Source organism: Microbispora sp. CSR-4 (genome assembly GCF_008033685.1).
Classification (GTDB): domain Bacteria; phylum Actinomycetota; class Actinomycetes; order Streptosporangiales; family Streptosporangiaceae; genus Microbispora.
The window spans coordinates 36,398-55,971 of the sequence record NZ_VJVX01000019.1 but is presented as its reverse complement, the minus strand read 5'-3'; the positions used below and the strand labels follow the sequence as shown (position 1 = coordinate 55,971).

The window sequence follows — 19,574 nt, the reverse complement described above, 5'->3', positions numbered from 1 at the left end:
AGTGTTCTGAGGGCATTACCATTTTCTGAAACCAGGTCTGGCGAAGGGTGGTGCCTCCCGAATGACACCCGCACCCACGAGCGACGCCGTCGCTGAACGACTGCGGGCTGTCCAGGAGCTATACGACCGGGGCGAGCCGATAGACGCGCTGGTCGCGCTCGTGCGCGCGGAGGGGCTCAGCCCCGCGCAGCGCCGGGAGGTCGACCGCGAGGCGATCGTCGGTCCCCTGGGTCTGCGCCTCGACGCCGCCGCCAAACGCGGGCCCGCCCGCCGCCGTCAGACCATCGACGCGCTGCGCCCCTACCTCGCGGAGGTCGACCCGAAGGTCAAGCGGGACCTGCCGGTCGGGCGCCGGGTCGCCTGCCACCTGATCGAGACGCAGGACCCGGGCGAGCTCGCCGAGGGCGACGCGCTGGCCAAGCTCGCCGCCGCCGCGGCCGAGCCCTCCCGCCGGGTGCGGCGGGGCCTGCGGTGGTACGCCGACCTGCCGGTGGAGGTCGCCGACCCCTCGCTGCTGCGCCTGCGGGCGGCCGACCTCGTGCCGGTCACCCAGATCGACGACATCACCTGGGTGGGCAACCGCCTGAGGGTGACCGGGCACGCCTACATCGCGGGCCTGTCGGTCCGCAGCGGGCGGTTCAACCGCGCCACCGTCGTGCTGCGCGGCCCCCGCTGGCTGCCCCGGATCACGATGAAGACCCGCAGGACCTACCGCCCCGAGGCGACCCACGCGGCCCGCGAGCCCGGATGCAACTACGACTGGGCGGGCTTCACCGCCGAGGTGCATCCGTTCGCGCTGCGCTGGCGTGCCGGGGTGCGGGCCCTGGTGCGCGGCGCCAAGCGGGTGCTGCGCCGCCGCCACATCGTGCAGGACACCACCACCTGGCGGGCCGAGATCGTGATCTGGAGCCGCGCCGCCCGTGCCAAGGGCGTGCTGCGCGGCCCGGTGATCGGCCGCACCGAGCGCCCGGCCGGGCTCCAGGTGCGCCCGCGCTGGTGGGTGCGGCCCGTGTGGACCTCCGACAAGGCGCTGCAGGTGGTCTACCAGCCGACCCGCGCCCAGCTCACCGGCGTGCGGCTGAACGGCGACAACATCGAGCTCACCGGCTTCCTGCCGGGCCGGCCCGTCACCAAGGGCAAGGCCCGCGTCGGCGGTCACCGCATGTCTGCCGACTTCACCCCGGTCGAGGGCGGCAGCCGGTTCTCGCTGTCGCTCGCGGTCGGCACCCTGCTCAACGCCGAGTCCCGTCGGCTGTGGGTCGAGCCCAAGGGAGACCCGGCCGCCGCCGTCATGCTGGAGGGCGCGGAGGAGACCCGCCTGCTGCTCGGCGAGCGCGAGATCACGGTGCAGGGCGACCGGCGCGACCGGGTCGTCATCTCGGGTCACAAGATCCTGCCCGTGATCACCTCGGCCGAGTGGCACGACGAGTCGATCACGCTCACCGGCCGCTACCCCGACCCCGACCAGGGCCCGCGCGACCTCGTGCTGCGACACCGGGGCGGGCTCACGATCCGCGTGCCTCTGGAGCGCGACGGCGAGCGCTTCACCGTACGGCTGTCGCCCGGCGCGATGCCGCGCTTCGGGTCGGCCGTGCCGCTGGCCGAGGGCACCTGGAACATCTCGGTGGCCCCGCCCGGCCGGTACGGCCCCGCGATGGTGCCCGTCCGGTTCGACCACGCCGGTCTCGACGCGCTGGACGAGAGCCCCCGGCTCATCGGCGGCCGGGTCTACCGGTTCGTCGCCACCCGTTATGACGTGCCGGTGCTGGTGGCGGCCGAGGACCGGCCCGGCGACGAGCGGAGCGCGGCGGGTGTGTGGGCGCTGAGCCGCACGTTCTACCCCGCCGAGCGCGCCCGGCCGCTGCGTGAGGCCACCGTCTACGTCTCCTTCGATGGCCGTGCCTACTCCGACAATCCGCGCGCCATCTACGAGGAGCGGGTGCGGCGCGGCGACGAGGGCGAGCACATCTGGGTCGTCAGGGACGGCGCGTTCGTGCCGCCGGGCTCGCGCGAGCTGGGGCTCGGCGACGGCGTGACGCCCACGGTCGTCCGCGAGGGCAGCCGGGAGCACTACGAGGCGCTGGCCCGCGCCCGCTACATCGTGTCCAACGGCTTCATGCCGCAGTGGTTCCGCACCCGCGACGACCAGGTGTGCGTGCAGACCTGGCACGGCACGCCGGTCAAGCACATCGGCCGCGACCAGGCCCACATGAAGCGCGAGCCCCGGCCCCCGGTCTGGCACCGCCAGGCGGTGGAGGTCCGCGGCTGGGACCTGCTGCTGTCGCAGAGCCCGTGGGCGTCGTCCGTCCTGCGCAAGGCGTTCGGCTACGAGGGCGAGATCCTCGAGTCGGGCTACCCGCGCAACGACGTGCTCGTCTCCGGCGACCGCGACGCGATGGCGGCCGAGATCCGGCGGCGGATCGGCATCCCCGAGGGCAAGCGGGTCGTCCTGTACGCGCCGACCTACCGCGACTACGACCGCAGGAACGCCACGGTCAAGCTCGACCTGGCGGACGCGAAGCGGGCGCTCGGCGCCGATCACGTCGTGCTGGTCCGCGGCCACATGATGCAGGCCTTCCCGCACGTGAACGCGCACGACGGCTTCGCGATCGACGTGACGACCTATCCCGACACCGCCGATCTGCTGCTGATCGCCGACGTGCTCGTCACCGACTACTCCTCGGTGATGTTCGACTTCGTGGCGACCGGGCGGCCGGTCGTGCTGTTCACGCCGGACCTGGCCAAGTATCGCTCGTCCCGCGGGCTGTACCTCGACCTGGAGTCCCAGCGTCCGGGGCTGCGGCTGGAGACCTCGCCCGAGGTCGTGGAGGCCCTGCGCAACATCGACGCGGTGACCGCCAAGCTGGCCGACCGCTACGCGGCCTTCGCGCGGACCTACGCGCCGCACGACAACGGCAAGGCCACCGCCCGGGTCATCGACCACGTGTTCTCCTCCTGACCGGCACCGGGAACGCCGAGGATCGCGAGGCACCGGTGCCGGACGGAGGAGATCCCCAGGGGACAGGCGTGGCCGGCGAGGGACGGCCGTCCGCGTAGGCGGCCTGGCGGGATCCCGTCGGCATGTGACGCCAATGCCCCTGGGCGGGCATGCGGCCGGCTGGTTGGCTGTCCGGCGCGGGCACGCCGCTCGCGCTCACGACAGCCATCCGAGAGAGCCGCACGACCATGAATCTCGTCCTGCCGATCCTGATCGGCCTCGCCTACGCCGTGCTGATGTCGCTGATCCCCGAACCGGCCCGCCGCCGCTTCAACGCGATCATGGTGGGTGGGGCGGGGGCCGCCTACCTCAGCGGCGGGGGCCTCGGCGGCTGGGAGTTCCCCTTCACCGCCCTCGTCGCCTACTGCGCCTACCGCGGCCTGGAGTCGTGGACGTTCATCGGGATCGCCTGGCTGCTGCACACCGCCTGGGACGTCCTCCACCACCTCAAGGGCAGCCCGATCATCCCCTTCGCCCACGACTCGTCCTTCGGCTGCGCCGTCTGCGACCCCGTCATCGCCCTGTGGTGTTTCTGGGGCGGTCCCTCGCTCATCGGCCTCGTACGGGCCCGGATCACCCGGCCGCGCATGCCGGTTTCTCCGTGATGAGTGGTGCCTCCTCCGCTCCACCCCGGTAGCGTCCTGAACGTTCATGAAAGGACGCCATGTCGACTTCGTCATCATTCATCGGGGGGACCCGCGCACCGGCCTGGCGCCGCATCACCGCCTGGCTGATCGACTGGTTGTTCATCCTCATCCTTCCGCTGCTCCTGGTCCCCGTCGGCGTGGTCGTCTACTCGGCGGGACTGCGGCTGCCCGTCGGCCTGTGGAACCTCGTCTCGTTCCTCCTCCTGATCGCGCCGGTGACCCTGTGGTGCGCCTGGCGCGAGTCCGGCCGCTTCCAGGCCACGCCGGGGAAGCGGGTCAGGGGCCTGATCGTCGTGGACGCCCGCTCGGGGGGACCGATCGGTTTCGGGCGCGCGCTGCTGCGCAACACCGCCAAGATCGCTCTGCCGTGGGAACTGGGGCACACCGTCGCGTACGGCTTCGCCACCGCGGCCCCGAACCCGCCCGGGTCTCTGCTGGTGCTGACGATCATCGTCTACGTCATCATGTTCGCCTGGCTGGGCGCCCTTTTCCTGCCCTCGGGCAGGACGCCCTATGACCTGCTCTCCGGCACCCGGGTCGTCCGGCCGCAGGCGCCGTGATCGGTCTGCCCGCTCAGACCTGGTTCGCCGGAAGCGCGACGACCTGACGGAGGTCGACGTGCCGTGCCCGGCTGACCGTGTAGGCGATCCGGGAGCTCGGGGCGCAGCTCGCCGGGATGTACGAAGTCATCACCTCCCTGACCGCCGAGGACGTCGCCGACCGCGGCGGCGACTTCCTCCAGCCGGTCGGCGCGGCGGGCGAGCAACGCGACCTTCGCGCCGGAGGCGGCCAGCAGCCGTGCCGTCGCCTCTCCGATGCCGCTGGCGGCCCCCGTGACGACGGCGACGCGTCCGGCCAGGTTCTCGTAGCTCACGGTGACTCCTTCGTTCGAGGTTGACGAGAGCCACCCTGCCGGGGCGGGCCGGGCATACCCAGCACACGCTTTTTCCTGGTAAAGCCGGTACTAGGCTTGGACGTCATGGATGGCGATCTGGGACGGTTCCTGCGCTCTCGCCGGGCCCGGATCCGGCCCGAGGACGTCGGCCTCCCGGCGCACGGGCGGCGGCGGGTCAGCGGGCTGCGGCGCGAGGAGGTCGCGCTGCTCGCGGGCATGAGCGCGGAGTACTACATCCGCCTGGAGCAGCAGCGCGTCCGCAACGTCTCCGACGAGGTGCTCGACGCGGTCGCGCGGGTGCTGCGCCTGGACGGCACCGAACGTGCGCATCTGCGCCGCCTCCTCCGCCCGCCGGACGACCGGCGCGCTCCTCTCGGCCACGTCCGGCCCGGGGTACGGATGCTCCTCGACGCGGCAGACTCCGTGCCGGCGTTCGTCCTCGGGCCCCGGATGGACGTGCTCGCCTGGAACGCACTCGCCGACGCGGTCACCGGTTTCTCGGACATGCCCGAGGGCGAGCGCAACATGGCCCGCCAGACGTTCCTGACGCCGCGTGCGCGCACCCCCTATCGCGACTGGCCGGCCGTGGCCGCCGAGGCCATCTCCTATCTGCGGCTGTACGCCGGGAGGCACCCCGACGACCCGCTGCTGGGCCCGCTTGTCGCCGATCTGTCCGCCGACCCGGACTTCGCCCGCCTGTGGGAGGAGCACCGGGTCGCCGAGAAGACCTTCGGCGTCAAGCTGCTGCGCCACCCGGAGCTGGGCGATCTCGACTTCGCGTACGAGACCCTGGCCCTGCCGGGGGACCCCGACCTGCTGGTCGTCATGTACACCGCCGATCCGGCCTCTCCGATCGGTCGCGTGCTGGCCCGGCTCTGGCGGGCCCAGCGCGGCGATCTGGATAAACCGGACGCACGGGTGCCGACGGCCGGCTGATCCGCCCTACTGGGACACCGAGTGGGCATTCGGGCACGATCTGTCTCAGTGATCTGGTGGAATGCTGTGTTGTGAGTGGTCAGAACTACCGGCTGGTGCGTCGCGGGGGAGTGGGACGCCGCGCCGCTCCCGTGCTGGACGAACATCAGCGCGCCGTCGTCGAGCACGAGAGCGGTCCCCTGCTCGTGCTCGCCGGGCCGGGCACCGGCAAGACCACCACGATCGTGGAGACCGTCGTCGACCGGGTCGAGCGCCGCGGCGTGGACCCCGAGCGGGTGCTCGTCCTCACCTTCAGCCGCAAGGCGGCCGGCGAGCTGCGCGAGCGGATCACCGCCCGGATGCGCAGGACTACCAGGACCCCGCTGGCCCTCACCTTCCACAGCTACGCGTACGCGCTGCTGCGCCGCGAGGCGGTGCTGGCCGGTGAGCCGCCACCGCGCCTGCTCACCGGCCCCGAGCAGCTGCTGGAGATCCGCCGGCTGCTGCACGGCGAGCTGGAGGACGGCGCGCGGCACTGGCCCCCGGACATGCGGGAGCTGCTCAAGACCCGGGGGTTCGCCGAGGAGCTGCGCGACTTCCTGTCCCGCGCGGCCGAGCGCGGTCTGTACGGCGACGCGCTGGTGCGGTTAGGCCGCGAGCACGGCAGGCCCGACTGGGAGGCCGCCGGGCTGTTCTCCTACCGCTATCAGGACCGGTTCGACCTCGATCCGGTGCCCGCGCTGGACTACTCCGAGCTGATCCGCGAGGCGGCCGGTCTGCTGGCCGACGGCGAGGTGCGGCGGCGCGAGCGGGACGCGTACGACCTGGTGCTCGTCGACGAATACCAGGACACCGACCCGGCGCAGGAGTTCCTGCTCAGGCAGCTCGCGGGAGACGGCCGCGACCTGATCGCCGTGGGCGACCCCGACCAGTCGATCTACGGCTTCCGCGGCGCCGACGTGCAGGGCATCCTCCGGTTCCCCGAGCGGTTCCCGACGCGCGACGGGCGGGACGCCCCGGTGGTCGCGCTGCGGGTGTGCCGCCGCAGCGGCCCCGCCCTGCTGGAGGCCTCCCGCCGCGTCGCCGGCCGCCTCCCGGCCGTGCCGGGCCATGAGAACAGGACCGGCGGCCACCGCGACCTGATCCCGCTGGAGGACGCCGAGCCGGGCGAGGTGAAGGTCCTGCTGGCCGACAGCGCCAGCCAGGAGGCCGCGGTGGTGGCCGACACGCTGCGCCGGGCGCACCTGCTCGACGGGGTGCCGTGGTCGCGCATGGCGGTGCTGGTGCGCAGCGCCGTGCGCCACGTGCCGCTGCTGCGGCGGGCGCTGGTCACCGCGGGGGTGCCCGTCGTGGTCGCGGGCGACGAGCTCCCGCTGGTGCAGGAGCCCGGCGTCCGGCCGCTGATCACACTGCTGCGGATCGCCGCCGCGCCGTCCACGCTGGACGTGGCGACCGCCGAGGAACTGCTGACCGGTCCGCTCGGCGGCACCGACATGATCGGCGTGCGCCGGCTGCGCCGCGCCCTGCGGATCGCCGAGCACGAGGCGGTCGCCGCGGAGGCCGCCGCCGCGGAGGAGGCGGGTCAGCCGCCGCTGCCCTTCACCCCGCGCTCGTCGGACGAGCTGCTGGTCGCGGCGCTGCGCGACGCCCGGGAGCTGGGCGGCGTCGAGCCCCACGTCGCGGCGCCGGCGGAACGGCTCGCGCGGCTCATCGCGACCGCCCGCGAGGCCGTACGGCACGGCCAGGGCGCCGAGGAGACGCTGTGGGAGATCTGGCAGGCCAGCGGGCTCGCGGAGCGCTGGACCGAGGCCAGCCTCGCGGGCGGGGCCCGGGGCGCCCAGGCCGACCGCGATCTCGACGCCGTCGTGGCCCTGTTCGACCACGTGGCCCGCTTCACCGACCGGCTGCCCAAGGCCGGGGTCGCGGTGTTCCTCGACGACCTGACGTCCCAGGAGATCGCCGGCGACTCGCTGGCCGAGTCGGCCCCCGAGGGCGACGCCGTACGGATTCTGACCGCGCACCGGTCGAAGGGCCTCGAATGGGACGTGGTGGTGGTCGCCGGCGTCCAGGAGGGCCTGTGGCCCGACCTGCGCCTGCGCGGCTCGCTCCTCGGCACCGAGGCCCTGGTGGATCTGGCGGGCGGGGTGGAGTTCGCGGGCGGCTCGGCGCTGGACACCACGCAGGCGGCGACGGCCGCGCTGGCGTCCAAGCTCCTCGCCGAGGAACGGCGGCTGTTCTACGTCGCGGCCACCCGCGCCCGCAGGAAGCTCGTCGTCACGGCCGTCGGCGGCGAGGACACCGACGAACGGCCCTCCCGGTTCCTCACCGAGCTGCTGCCCGGCGGCGTGGAGGCGGCGACCGTGGACGACCGGGCGCGGTGGCTCAGCATGCCGGCGCTGGTCGCGGACCTGCGCGCGGCAGTGTGCGACACGAGCAAGTCCGAGGCGATGCGCCGCGAGGCCGCCGCGCACCTCGCCAGGCTGGCCCAGGCGGGGGTGCCCGGGGCCAATCCCGGCGAGTGGTACGCGCTGACCCCGATCTCCGACGACCGGCCGCTCGGCTGGCCCGACGACGTCGTGCAGATCTCACCGTCGTCGGTGGAGAGCTTCACCAAGTGCGGCCTGCGCTGGATGCTGGAGACCGCGGTCGGGGCCGGGTCGTCGAACGTCACCCAGAACCTCGGCACTGTCGTCCACGCGATCGCCGCCATGGCCACCGAGGACGGCACCGACTACGTCAAGCGGCTCGACGACATCTGGGACCAGTTCGACTTCGGCGGGCTGTGGTTCAACCGCAAGCAGCGCCGCGTCGCCGAGCAGATGGTCGACAGGTTCGTCAGGTGGCAGAAGGACAAACAGCGCGATCTGGTCGCCGTCGAGGAGGCGTTCACCGTACGGGTGCCGGGCCACGACATCCAGATCACCGGCCGGGTGGACCGGGTCGAGCGGGACGAGGCCGGCCGAGCCTTGATCATCGACATCAAGACCGGCAGCGGCAAGCCCAAGGACACCGAGATCGACCGGCACCCGCAGCTCGGGGTGTATCAGCTCGCCACGACGCTCGGCGCGTTCGAACGGCACGGCCTCACCCAGCCGGGCGGCGCGTCGCTGCTGCATCTGGGCAAGGCGGCGGGCCAGTCGGCCGACGCCAAGGAGCAGGCCCAGCGGGCGCTCGCCGACGACCCCGAGCCCGACTGGGCGAAGGAGCTGGTCAAGACGGTGGCGACCGGCATGTCCGCCAACGTGTTCGTCGCCACGGTCAACGACGGCTGCCGCACCTGTGCCGCTAAAATCGCCTGCCCTGTGAACGACAACGGAGGACAGGTGTGCTGACGCCCGGTGAGCTGGCCGGCCGGCTCGGGATCCTCCCGCCCACCCCCGAGCAGGCGGCCGTCATCGAGGCGCCGCCGGAGCCGATGGTGGTCGTGGCGGGGGCGGGGTCCGGCAAGAGCGAGACCATGGCCGGGCGGGTGGTCTGGCTGGTCGCCAACGGCCTGGCCAGGCCCGAGCAGATCCTCGGCCTCACCTTCACCCGCAAGGCCGCCGCCGAGCTGGCCGAGCGGGTGCGCCAGCGGCTGGCGGGGCTGGCGGCGGCCGGGCTGGTCGAGCCCGAGCTGCTCGACTCCGAGCCGACGGTCTCCACCTATCACGCGTACGCCGCCCGGCTGGTGACCGACCACGCGCTGCGCGAGGGGCTGGAGCCCACGATGCGGCTCGTCACGCCCGCCGTGGCCTGGCAGATGGCGGCCCGGGTGGTGGGCCAGTATGACGGGCCGATGGACCGGGTGGACCTGTCCCCGTCCAGCGTCACCGCCGCCGTGCTGGAGCTGGCCGGAGAGCTCGCCGAGCACCTGCGCGAACCGTCGGACGTACGCGAGGTCGGCGACTGGCTGCGCGAGCGCCTGGCCTCGCTCACCGGGCGCATCGTCAAGGACCAGCGCAAGCCCGTCGAGACCCAGGCCGTCCGCGAGCAACTGCTGCCGATGGTCGAGGCGTACGAACGGCTCAAGCGGTCCAGGGAGGTCATCGACTACGGCGACCAGATGGCGCTGGCCGCGCGGATCGCCTCGCGGCATCCCGAGGTCGGCGCGTCGGAGCGGTCCCGGTTCTCCGTCGTGCTGCTCGACGAGTATCAGGACACCAGCCACGCCCAGCTCGTGCTGCTGCGTTCGCTGTACGGCGGGGGCCACCCGGTCACGGCGGTCGGCGACCCCTGCCAGTCGATCTACGGCTGGCGCGGCGCGTCGGCGGGCAACCTGTCCCGGTTCCCCCGGGACTTCCCGGCGGCGTCCGGAGAGCCCGCACAGGTGCGGCGGCTGTCGGTCAGCTTCCGCAACGGCGAGCACGTGCTCGGCGTCGCGGCCCGGATCCAGGCGCCCCTGCGCGAGGAGGCCCGTGAGGTGCCGGTGCTGGTGCCCGGCGGCAACCGGGTGGGCCGGGGGCGGGTGCTGTGCGCCTTCCACGAGACGGCCGAGGACGAGGCGGAGTGGATCGCCGAGGGCCTGGCCGGCATGCTGCACGGCGAGGGCGCCCCGGACGGCCTGCCCTGGGGCGAGGGCGAGCGGGCCAAGCGCGGCCCCGCCCTGCAGCCGCAGGACGTCGCGATCCTCGCCCGCAAGCGGTCGCAGTTCCCGGCCCTGCGCCGGGCGCTGGAGGCCCGGAGAATCCCCGTGGAGGTCGTGGGCCTCGGCGGGCTGCTCACCGTGCCCGAGGTGGCCGACATCGTCGCGACCCTGCGGGCCCTGTACGACCCGACAGCCGGGGACGCGCTGGTGCGGCTGCTCGCAGGCCCGCGCTGGCGGATCGGCCCGGCCGACCTCAAGGTGCTCGGCGACCTGGCCCGCGAGCTCAACAAGGAGATCAGGCAGGCCAGGGGAGGACCACGGCCGGAGGACCCGCTCGACCAGGTCGTCGCCGACCTCGCCGAGGAGCGCGGCAGCCTGATCGACGCGCTCGACGAGCTGCCCGACCGGCCCGACTGGCTGGAGCGGTTCTCCCCGCCGGCGCGGATGCGGCTGCCTGCCGTCGCCCGTGAGCTGCGCTGGTTGCGGGGCCACGCGGGGCAGCCGCTGCCCGACCTGATCAGCGAGATCGAGCGCAGGCTCGGTCTCGACGTGGAGGTCGCCGCCAGGGGCGGTAGCCCGCTCGCCGCCCGCGCCGACCTCGACGCCTTCCTCGACGCCGCCTCCCGGTTCGCCGGCGACTCGGAGGACCCGACGCTCGGCGCGTTCCTGGCGTACCTCAAGGCGGCGGAGAGCGAGGAGTTCGGGCTGGAGGCCGGGCGGGTCGGCGACAGCAACACGGTCAAGCTGATGACCGTCCACGCGTCCAAGGGACTGGAGTGGCCGGTCGTGGTGGTGCCGGGCCTGTCGCAGCTCACCTCGCAGAAGGGCGGGCTGATCAGGGGCAGCATGTTCCCCGCGACCCCGGTCACCAACTCGCGGTGGACGGAGAACCCGCGCAAGCTGCCGTACCCGCTGCGGGGGGACAGCGCGGACCTGCCCGAGCTGGCCGGGCTGGACCGGGAGGCGCTGGGTGCCTTCGACGAGCGCTGCCGCGACCGCGACCTGATGGAGGAGCGGCGGCTGGCGTACGTCGCCGTCACCCGGGCGCACTACCTGCTGATCGCCTCCGGCTACCGCTGGGGCTCCTCGTCGCGGCCGCTGGAGCCGTCGGACTTCCTGCGGGAGATCCGCGAGGCGGGCGCCCGGGTCGTCCGGTGGGCCGAGGACGCGGAGAGCACGGACAATCCGCTGCTCGCCGAGCCGCCGGTGGCCGAGTGGCCGTCCGTCACGGGGCACGACGCGATCCTTGACGGCGCCCGCCTCGTGGAGGAGGCGATGATGGGCGACGCCCCGCCCCCGGCGGCGGATGGTCACGCCCTGCTCAGGGACCGGGATCGGGAGCGGCTGCGGGCCTGGGCGCGCGACACCGACCTGCTGCTGCGCGAGCGGGAGACGAACCGGCAGCGGGCCGGGGCGGTCGTGGAGCTGCCGTCGCGACTGTCGGTGTCGTCGCTGGTCACGCTGGCCCAGGACCCGGCGGCGTTCGCCCGGCAGGTGCGCCGGCCTGTGCCGCGTAAACCCGCTCCGCTGGCGCGCCGGGGCACCACGTTCCACCGGTGGCTGGAGTCGCGCTGGGGCCAGCAGCGCCTGATCGACGACCTGGAGCTGCCCGGCGCCGCCGACGAGCTGTCGGAGACCGAGATCCAGCTCGCCGAGCTGCAGGAGCGGTTCGAGGAGAGCGAGTGGGCCGCGCGTGAGCCGGTCGACCTGGAGGTCCCGTTCGAGACCATGATCGGCGACCGTCTGGTGCGCGGGCGGATGGACGCGGTCTTCCGCGAGGGCGACGGCTACGTGGTGGTCGACTGGAAGACCGGCGAACGGCCGCAGGGCAGGGCCGCCGAGACCGCGTCGGTGCAGCTCGCGGCCTACCGGGTGGCCTGGGCGGCGCTGGCGGGGGTGCCGCTGGAGAAGGTCGGGGCGGCCTTCCACTACGTGCGCTCGAACGAGACCGTCCGGCCCGTGGATCTCCTCGACGCGGACGGTCTCACCACGCTCATTCAGCGGGTTCCGGAGGACTGACCACCTCATCGAAGAGCGCGCTCGTCTCGATCTTCATCCCGAACGGTTCGGGCAGCTCCAGCACCTCGCCCTCCTCGGCGGTGACGATCCGTTGGTACGGCTGCCGGTCGTCGCGGGGGCCGAGGTCGGGGAGCGGGTCGCTCATCAGGGTCACCGTGCGTGGAGTCGCCAGGGGGTCCACGATCAGGTAGAGCGGCACGCCCGCCCGCGCGTAGTCGAGTGGCTTCTCCTGCCAGTCGACCTTGCGCGTGCTGAACGAGCACACCTCCACGGCCAGCAGGAGGCTGCGCCCGTGAGCGCGCATCTCGTCGAACGCTTCGGCCCTTTCCGGCACGACCATGAGGTCCGGCAGTCGCAGGTCGGGCTGCGGTGGGATGTGAACCCCCCAGCTCTGGTGGAAGCGCCAGCGGTTGGCCAGCTTCAACGGGTACAGAAGATCGGAGAGCCTGTCGATGATGTCGACGTGCTCCCTGTTCGCTGCAGGGCTCACGACGACCTGCCAGTTGTGGATCTCCGCCCGATAATCGGCTTCCTGGAACGCCAGGCACATCTGCAGCAGTTGGTCCTCGAGACGTTCGGGCAGCCTGTCCTCCGAGGGCTTGGGCTCGTCCGCGACGAGATCGTCGGGGACGGGGCTGACCTGCTTCTGCGGGACGCGGTGGTCGCGCCTGCCGCGCTTGGTCGGCTTGGTGAGGGCCATAGCGCCATCCTCTCCTGCTCCTCCATTGATGGTACGGAAGGTTTCCAGAGCGCCACGGAAAGTAACAGGAGAGTGATGGGCGGGAGATCGCTCGGAAGGGGCGACGCGGTGAAGGAATGCCCTACCGGGGGAAGGAAAACCGGCTCCACAAATCAGTCATAGGCGACGTACCCGCCACAAAGGTCCCGTGCCGGGATGGGGATTATCCGCGAGAGCGATTCTCTATTCCGGTGACGCCAACCGATCATTATCGGCTATCAATGACCTATGTCGGTTGTGCGGACAGCGATGGCGGTGGTCTGTGTCGCGGTGGTGACCGGGTGTTCGGCGTCGGCGGCGGCTCCGGATCTCACGCTTCCCCTGGACGCCTACAGTCTCGGCGCGAAGGATCGCGCCCAGGTGACTCGGGCCCGGTTCATGCTGATGGAGGAATGCCTGCGTCATGTGGGGATCGATTTCCGCTTTCCCGCCGTCCAGCCGGTGACCGACCTGCGCAATGTCGATCTCCTTGGGTGGCTCGATCCCCGCCGGGCCGCCGAATCGGGATATCTGGAGCCTGGGCGGAGTTCGGATGAGATGACCGGCGTGCCGTCGTACTCCATCACCGACGAGGCGTCCTATGTGCTTTACGGCAAAATCCGGCGATACCACGGAAAGGCGGTGCCGCCCGGAGGCTGCATGGCCAAGGCCGACGCCCTGCTGAACCGTGGAGCGCACGGCGTGAGCCCGGCCGACGCGGGAAAGAGGTTCGACGACGACGAGGTCCCGCGTTTCGTCGACGCCGCGGCCGACATCGCATTGAAAGACCAGCGGATCGCGGCAGCCGAACGCGAGTGGAGCGACTGCATGCGTTCGGAGGGCTTCGACTATCGGAGCACCGTCGAGGCCGGTGGCGACCGGCGCTGGGCGGCGACCGTCAACGACGACTCGGCCGGCCACACCCCCAAGTCACGCGGCACGAAGGCCGAGATCGACACAGCGGTCGCGGACGCGCGATGCCGGGCCGAGACCGGCTACACCGACGTTCGCCGCGAGGTCTTCGTCGAGGCCGAGCGCCGTGTCATCGGCCAGAACCGGGCCCGGCTCGACGTCATCGGATCGCTCGACCAGGCCCGCCTCGCCAACTCCGCCAAGGTCCTCGACGGCACGCTCACTCTGTCCTGGTGATCAGCGTCGGCCTGCGGCCGCCTCGATCAGCCGCAGGACGTCGTCCAGGTCGGCCTCGAACTCGGTGGCGAGGTCGTCGGGCAGGCGGAGCCAGGGCTTGAGCCTGGCGTGCGCGGGAAAGTCGCCCTCGGGGAGACTGCCGCGGTGCCCGCGCGGATCGGGGTCGCCGCTCGTGAAGCGGCCCGAGACCTCGGACGCGGCGAAGCCGATCACGAAGGTGCTGAGCAGGCGCTCCAGCCGGGGAACTTCCCGATCCGGCACCCCGGCCTCGATGAGCGCGTCGTAGATCACGTCCACCGTACGGACGGCGTCCGGCGTGACGGCGGGCCGGGAGAACAGCAGGGGCGCCGCCCAGGGATGCCGCCGGACCATCGTCCGGACGGCGCGTGCGAGGGCGGCGAGCCGCTCGTCCCACCGCTGAGTCTCCTGCCGATCCCGGTCCGGCGGCAGGAGCGCCGCGAGCAGGTGCCCGACCATGGCGTCGAGCAGTTCGGCCTTGCCGCCGACATGCCGATAGAGCGCCATCGGCGTCACCCCGACGCGCTCGGCCACCGCGCGCATCGAGACCCCGTCGAGCCCGCGCTCGTCGGCGATGGCCAGTGCCACTTCGAGGATCTCTTCCCGCCTGCCGCCCACAGGTATACAGTGTAGACGTATACGCCGTATACCTCGTATGCCCCGGAGGGATGGATGCTCGCCGCGGAGAAGCTGGTGAAGCGCTACGGCGCGCGCAACGTGCTCGACGGCTTCGACCTCACGGTCGCGCCCGGCGAGATCACCGGCCTGATCGGCCACAACGGCGCGGGCAAGACCACCTTCGTCGAGGTCGTCACCGGCCTGGTGCGCCCCGACGCCGGCCGCCTGTGGGTGGCCGGACATGACGCGCTCCGCTCCGGCAGTGCCGTACGGCGTCTGCTCGGCGTGGCTCCGCAGGAGCTCGCCCTGTACAACCGGGTGAGCGTCCGGGAGCACCTGCGGTTGTTCGCGGGGCTCGCCGGGCTGCGCGGGCGGCGCAGGGACGCGGAGACCACCCGCGTCCTGGACGAGCTCCACCTCGCCCCGGTCGCGGACCGGCCCGCCGGGGTCCTGTCCGGTGGTCAGCGCCGCCGCGTCCAGGCGGCCACGGCCATGGTGGGGTCGCCGCCGCTGCTCCTGCTGGACGAGCCGACCGCGGGCGCCGACCCGGAGACGCGGGCGGCACTGCTGGCCGCGGTCCGGGCCCGCGCCGAGGCGGGGGCCGCCGTCCTCTACACGACCCACTATCTGCCGGAGCTCGTCGATCTGGACGCCACGGTGGCGCTCGCCCGTGCCGGACGCGTCATCGCGCGTGGCTCCCAGCAGGAGCTCACCCGAGACCTGCCGGGCGAGCTGCGGGTCGCCTTCGACGACCCGGCCGAGCCCGAGCTGCGCCTGCCGACCACGGACCCCGGCGCCGACCTCGCCGCGCTGCTCGCGTCGGGACGTACGCCCGTCTCCGTCGATGTGCGGCGGCCCGGCCTGGACGACCTCTACCGCTCGCTGGAAGCCACGTTCTCGGAGCAGGACGGCGGGGAGGTGCGCGATGTGGTCCGGTGAGTCCGTACGCCGCGTCGGCGGCTGATACGCCACAACCTGCTGCTGATGCGGGGCGAGCCCGGCCCCCTGGTGAGCCGGATGATCCTGCCGCTCGCCTTCCTCGCGCTGCTGCGCCCGCTTTACGCGGCGGCGCAGGGCGAGGCGGCGGGCACGGAGCAGGCGGTCGTGGGCACGCTGGTGACCTTCTCGCTGCTCGCGCTCGGCATCTCCGGCAGCGCGATCCTCACCGAACGGCTCGGCCGCACCTGGGACCGCCTGCGCGGCACGGCGCTGCGTCCCGCGGAGATCCTGGTGGGCAAGGCCGTGCCGGTCTTCGCCGCCATGCTCGCCCAGCAACTGCTCGTCATCGGCTTCGGCGTGTGGGTGCTGGGCCTGCGGGTGCCGCATCCGCCGCTCCTGCTGGGCGTCCTGCTCTGCTGGAGCTGCACCCTGCTCGCCCTCGGCGCGCTGCTCGGCGTGCTCGTACGCGGAATGGGCGAGCTGTCGGCCGCGTACGACATCGGCGGCATGCTGCTCAGCAGCCTCGGCGGCGCGCTCGTTCCGCTCGGAGCGCTGCCGCACTGGGTCGCGGCCGTGGCCCCGGTCTCTCCCGGTTACTGGGCCGTGCACGGGCTGCGTGCCGCGCTCGCCGGCGACGCGGCGACCGTGGCGGAGGTGTGCGGGGTGCTCCTCGTCGTCGCGCTGGCCTGCGGCGCCCTGGCCGTTGGCCGCCTGAAGGGGCGCAGCGGACGGCTGGTGGCGCTCTGACCGCCCGGCGGCAGGCCGCTTGTCTCCTCGTCACCGCAGGCGACAACCCTGAGCGGCACCGCAGGCGACAACTCTGATCGGCTGAACAGGGGGGCCGCCTTTGCCGCGCTGTGCGGCGTCAGCCCCATAGGACGTCTTTCGGCTCGGCGTGGCCCTTCTTCCATGCGGCCTCTGGCGTCTCATGAGTCGTGAAGGGTGCCGGTGTGCGTCTCGCCGTGCGTCCCGTCGGCCGCAATGGAGTAATCGGTTGACTCTGCCCGTTCGGCCACGTAACGCGGCTTGTTCGTCGCGTCCGCCGTCGGCCGTTTGTATTTGTCCATCAGCCGCCTGAGGGGCGCAAATCCGGCTTTGGTCAATTCGATCTGATCTTGATACTGAACCGACCTGATTCACAGGCGCCGCCGCGCCATGTTGAGGAGTTCGTAACCGTGTTGCGCGTGATCATCCGTTTACGGAGAGTTAACTGCGCCGATCTGCGCGTGAAACATCATCACGCTCGCCTTCCGGCTCGGCGTGGTCATTCTTTTACACGGCCTTTCGCGTCTCATGAGTCGTTAAGAATGCCGGTATGTATCTCGCCGTGCCCCCCCGTCGCCAGCGATGGGGTAATCGGTGGACTCTGGACGTTTGGCCATGTTATGCGGCTTGTTCCGGGGTGGTAGCGTCCGCCGTCGGCCGTTTGTATTTGTCCATCGGCCGCCTGGGGGCCGCAAATCCGCGCCGGTCGGCTCGACCTGATTTTGGTCCTGAAACCAGCCCGATTCACAGGCCCCGCCGCACCGTGTTGAGGAGTTCGTAACCGTGTTGCGCGTGAGCGCCGGTTCACTGCGAGTTAACTGCGCCTAGTCGCGCGTGAAACATCCGGCTGGCGTCATCGATCTCACCCCACTTCAGGAGGAGTGCATGAATTCTCCCCCACGCGGCATTCTCGCCGCCCGACGCCGGGCCATCAGACGACGATTGGCTTGGCTGCTGACCCCCATCCTGGTTCTGGTAACAATCGGGGTCAGCCCTTCCCCATCCCAGGCGCTTCCGATCGGTGTAGGAACGCCGGTGCAATTCACGCTCACCGATAACCAGGGTGCGTGGTTCGACACCGGTGCGACGCTGTTCGGCACGCGGTCGCTCGGCCTCGCCGTGACGCCGCGGACCAAGCTCGCGTCGCTGCCGCTGAGCGTCGACACGCTGCTCAACGGCGATCTCGGCGGCGGCCTGCTCAACCTGCCGTTGCTCAACGGCGACGCACCGCTGATCGGCAGCCTCGGTGTGAACGTTAACAGCCTGCTCAACCTCGACCAGCTCAACTCGGCGGTCGACGCGGCGGGCGGCCTGCTCGGATTCCTGAACCCAACGATCCAGCGCGCCAAGACGCAGATCAACCAGCTCGGCCAGCAGCTGTTGACGGCGTCGGACAGCAGCGCCGTCCCGCTCAGCAGCCTGCCCGTGGGGCTCGACCTGATGCGCACGCTCAACGAGGTCGCCGCGCTGGCGCCCGCGGACCTGAGCCTCGCGCCGAAGGCGAAGTTCACGGTGGCGGCACCGGCGGCCGCCTCGGCCCACTCGGTGACCAGCCTGATCTGGCCGGTCGGCGCGCAGCCGATCGACCAGAACAGCGCGTTCATCGGCAACGCCGAGGCCGGCCTGACCGAACCGGGCCTGTACGCGTGGGTCTGCAAGATCCACCCGTACATGCTCGGCGCTGTGGTCGTGGACGACCCGCTCACGCCCGGCCTGGACTTCGGCAAGAAGCTCAACGTCAACGTCAAGGGCGGAATCGTCGTGCCCAGCTCGGCCGACGTGGTGCAGGAGCTCGTGCAGAAGTTCTTCCGGATCACCACACCCGACAACTGGCAGGTCTACAGCAACACGCAGACCAAGAACTGGAACCCCTACTACCCGCCCGCGCCGATCCTGCAGTATGACGCGAACGAGCAGCCGGTGCTCATTCCGAGCCTCGACGCGTACTACAACAGCAAGTTCAACGAGGGCGTAACGCTGCCCGCGCTGACCCAGCGGCCGAGCGTGCCCGGCGTCGGCGAGCTCTGGGTCGACACCCAGATGGAGAAATACGCCGGCAAGGCCAAGTCCGGCGCGGCGACCAGGGTCGACGTGCAGAACTGGACCGTGACCCGGAAGGTGGCGCTACCACAGATCAACCTCAACAATCCGCACAACATGTGGTCGGACCGCGACGGAAAGTACATCTATCAGACGGAATGGTTCTCCGACCGTCTGACCGTGTTCGACCGGACCACGGGTAAGCTCGTGCGAACTATCCAGGTCGGCCCGGACCCATCCCATGTGATGACCCGGCCCGACACCGACCAGCTCCACGTCGCCATCAACGCCGGCAACGCGGTGGTCGAACTGAGTCCGGGTGCCACGCAGATCGACAGGCGCATCCTGGTGCAGGGTCCCGGCCAGACACCGGCTCACCCGCACGCGCACTGGATGAGCGCCGACGGGCACACCATGGTCACGCCGAACGTCAACCACAACAACTCGACGATCGTCGACGTGCCGTCGGGCTCGATCCAGGAGGCGCAGACCGAGCAGCTGCCCATCGCGACCGGCATGATGCCGGACGCCTCGAAGTACTACGTGGCCAACTTCCTCGGCCAGAGCGTCTCCTGCGTCTCGTTGGACGGGCCGGCGTGCCACAGCGACAGCGGCACGAACGTCGGCTACAAGGCCATCGACCTGTGGGCGAACTACGACATGGTGACCGGGGCGACGAACGGGAGCTTCGGCGGCCTGCCGATCCAGATCCCGGTCAGCCCTGACGGCAACGTGGTGCTCGTGGCGAACACGCTCACGAGCAACGTCGCCGTCATCGACACCAAGACCGACAAGGTGGTCAAGTACCTGCCGTGCGACTCCGGCTGTCACGGCATCAACTTCGGCGCCAAGCGCGGCGGCGGCTACTACGCCTACGCGTCGAGCAAGTTCGCCAACAGTCTCGCCGTGATCGACACCGACCCCAACGGCGACGGCGACCCCGCCGACGCCACGATCGTCGGCAGGATGGTTCTCGACTCGGCCGCGGGCACCGCCACGGATGACGTCGTGACCGCCTACAACGGCATGGGCGGGCAGGGCGTCCTCCCCTACCCGATCGTCTACAACGGCTGGGTGCAGAACGCCACGCCGGAGATGGCGAACCAGCTCACGTGTAACCAGCTCAACCCCATCAACCCGGGGGTCTGCGAGTAACCGCGGGCCCGCACTGCGGGGGAGGGACCGTGAAGCGGACGGTCCCTCCCCCTGACCAGGGCCCCCCATCGCGCACCACCCACGCCGGTCCATTCGGCCCTCGACGCGTGCGCGCGTGCATTCCACAGTAGACG

The 19,574-nt window shown here is 71.6% G+C and carries 12 protein-coding genes and 1 pseudogene; 10 read left to right on the top strand and 3 right to left on the bottom strand.

The window, feature by feature from the left end:
• The first annotated feature begins 61 nt into the window (after positions 1 to 61).
• The 3 genes from FLV34_RS16290 to FLV34_RS16280 all read left to right on the top strand — a co-directional run bounded on the left by FLV34_RS16290 (position 62) and on the right by FLV34_RS16280 (position 4,205).
• Positions 62 to 2,959, top strand: coding sequence for a CDP-glycerol glycerophosphotransferase family protein (locus FLV34_RS16290; RefSeq protein WP_142650715.1), 2,898 nt, complete (start codon positions 62 to 64; stop codon positions 2,957 to 2,959).
• Positions 2,960 to 3,108: 149 nt separating this feature from the next.
• Positions 3,109 to 3,603, top strand: coding sequence for a DUF6010 family protein (locus FLV34_RS16285; RefSeq protein WP_205830872.1), 495 nt, complete (start codon positions 3,109 to 3,111; stop codon positions 3,601 to 3,603).
• A gap of 59 nt (positions 3,604 to 3,662) precedes the next feature.
• A complete protein-coding gene (locus tag FLV34_RS16280) occupies positions 3,663 to 4,205 on the top strand; it encodes an RDD family protein (RefSeq protein WP_147943483.1) in 543 nt (180 codons plus the stop codon).
• A 158-nt stretch (positions 4,206 to 4,363) separates the two neighbouring features.
• On the opposite strand, the pseudogene FLV34_RS42480 reads toward FLV34_RS16280, so the two are convergent.
• A pseudogene (locus tag FLV34_RS42480) lies at positions 4,364 to 4,519 on the bottom strand (SDR family NAD(P)-dependent oxidoreductase); the annotation flags it as partial.
• A 105-nt stretch (positions 4,520 to 4,624) separates the two neighbouring features.
• Between FLV34_RS42480 and FLV34_RS16270 the strand changes: the two are divergent.
• The 3 genes from FLV34_RS16270 (at position 4,625) to FLV34_RS16260 (ending at position 12,038) form a co-directional block, all read left to right on the top strand.
• Positions 4,625 to 5,476 (top strand): helix-turn-helix transcriptional regulator, encoded by an 852-nt coding sequence (locus tag FLV34_RS16270; RefSeq protein ID WP_142650732.1) that lies wholly within the window; start codon positions 4,625 to 4,627, stop codon positions 5,474 to 5,476.
• 71 nt (positions 5,477 to 5,547) lie between these two features.
• Positions 5,548 to 8,787, top strand: a complete 3,240-nt coding sequence (locus FLV34_RS16265; RefSeq protein ID WP_142650713.1) for an ATP-dependent DNA helicase — start codon at positions 5,548 to 5,550, stop codon at positions 8,785 to 8,787.
• Positions 8,781 to 12,038, top strand: a complete 3,258-nt coding sequence (locus FLV34_RS16260) for an ATP-dependent DNA helicase (RefSeq protein WP_147943482.1) — start codon at positions 8,781 to 8,783, stop codon at positions 12,036 to 12,038. The genes FLV34_RS16265 and FLV34_RS16260 overlap by 7 nt, the downstream gene beginning before the upstream one ends.
• Here FLV34_RS16260 and FLV34_RS16255 read toward each other — a convergent pair.
• Positions 12,013 to 12,738, bottom strand: coding sequence for a Uma2 family endonuclease (locus tag FLV34_RS16255; RefSeq protein WP_142650711.1), 726 nt, complete (start codon positions 12,736 to 12,738; stop codon positions 12,013 to 12,015). The genes FLV34_RS16260 and FLV34_RS16255 overlap by 26 nt on opposite strands.
• Positions 12,739 to 13,005: 267 nt before the next feature.
• Between FLV34_RS16255 and FLV34_RS16250 the strand changes: the two genes are divergently transcribed.
• The gene (locus tag FLV34_RS16250) at positions 13,006 to 13,905 is read left to right on the top strand and encodes a hypothetical protein (RefSeq protein WP_142650710.1); all 900 of its coding nucleotides are present in this window, start codon (positions 13,006 to 13,008) and stop codon (positions 13,903 to 13,905) included.
• On the opposite strand, the gene FLV34_RS16245 is transcribed toward FLV34_RS16250, so the two are convergent.
• Positions 13,906 to 14,541 (bottom strand): TetR/AcrR family transcriptional regulator, encoded by a 636-nt coding sequence (locus FLV34_RS16245; protein WP_142650709.1) that lies wholly within the window; start codon positions 14,539 to 14,541, stop codon positions 13,906 to 13,908.
• A 54-nt stretch (positions 14,542 to 14,595) separates the two neighbouring features.
• Here FLV34_RS16245 and FLV34_RS16240 point away from each other — a divergent pair, with 54 nt between their 5' ends.
• From FLV34_RS16240 to FLV34_RS16230, 3 genes are all read left to right on the top strand, one after another.
• Entirely contained in the window at positions 14,596 to 15,480 is an 885-nt protein-coding gene (locus tag FLV34_RS16240) for an ABC transporter ATP-binding protein (protein WP_142650708.1), read from the top strand.
• Positions 15,481 to 15,501: 21 nt separating this feature from the next.
• The gene (locus tag FLV34_RS16235) at positions 15,502 to 16,227 is read left to right on the top strand and encodes an ABC transporter permease (protein WP_315985196.1); all 726 of its coding nucleotides are present in this window, start codon (positions 15,502 to 15,504) and stop codon (positions 16,225 to 16,227) included.
• Between the two features lie 1,053 nt (positions 16,228 to 17,280).
• Positions 17,281 to 19,440 (top strand): hypothetical protein, encoded by a 2,160-nt coding sequence (locus FLV34_RS16230; protein WP_222709530.1) that lies wholly within the window; start codon positions 17,281 to 17,283, stop codon positions 19,438 to 19,440.
• Positions 19,441 to 19,574: the final 134 nt, after the last annotated feature.

Coding starts and splice junctions, on each gene's coding strand:
- FLV34_RS16280 (WP_147943483.1), top strand. CDS start 3,663: ATGTCGACTTCGTCATCATTCATCGGGGGGACCCGCGCACCGGCCTGG.
- FLV34_RS16255 (WP_142650711.1), bottom strand. CDS start 12,738: ATGGCCCTCACCAAGCCGACCAAGCGCGGCAGGCGCGACCACCGCGTC.
- FLV34_RS16285 (WP_205830872.1), top strand. CDS start 3,109: ATGCGGCCGGCTGGTTGGCTGTCCGGCGCGGGCACGCCGCTCGCGCTC.
- FLV34_RS16240 (WP_142650708.1), top strand. CDS start 14,596: ATGCTCGCCGCGGAGAAGCTGGTGAAGCGCTACGGCGCGCGCAACGTG.
- FLV34_RS16250 (WP_142650710.1), top strand. CDS start 13,006: ATGTCGGTTGTGCGGACAGCGATGGCGGTGGTCTGTGTCGCGGTGGTG.
- FLV34_RS16290 (WP_142650715.1), top strand. CDS start 62: ATGACACCCGCACCCACGAGCGACGCCGTCGCTGAACGACTGCGGGCT.
- FLV34_RS16270 (WP_142650732.1), top strand. CDS start 4,625: ATGGATGGCGATCTGGGACGGTTCCTGCGCTCTCGCCGGGCCCGGATC.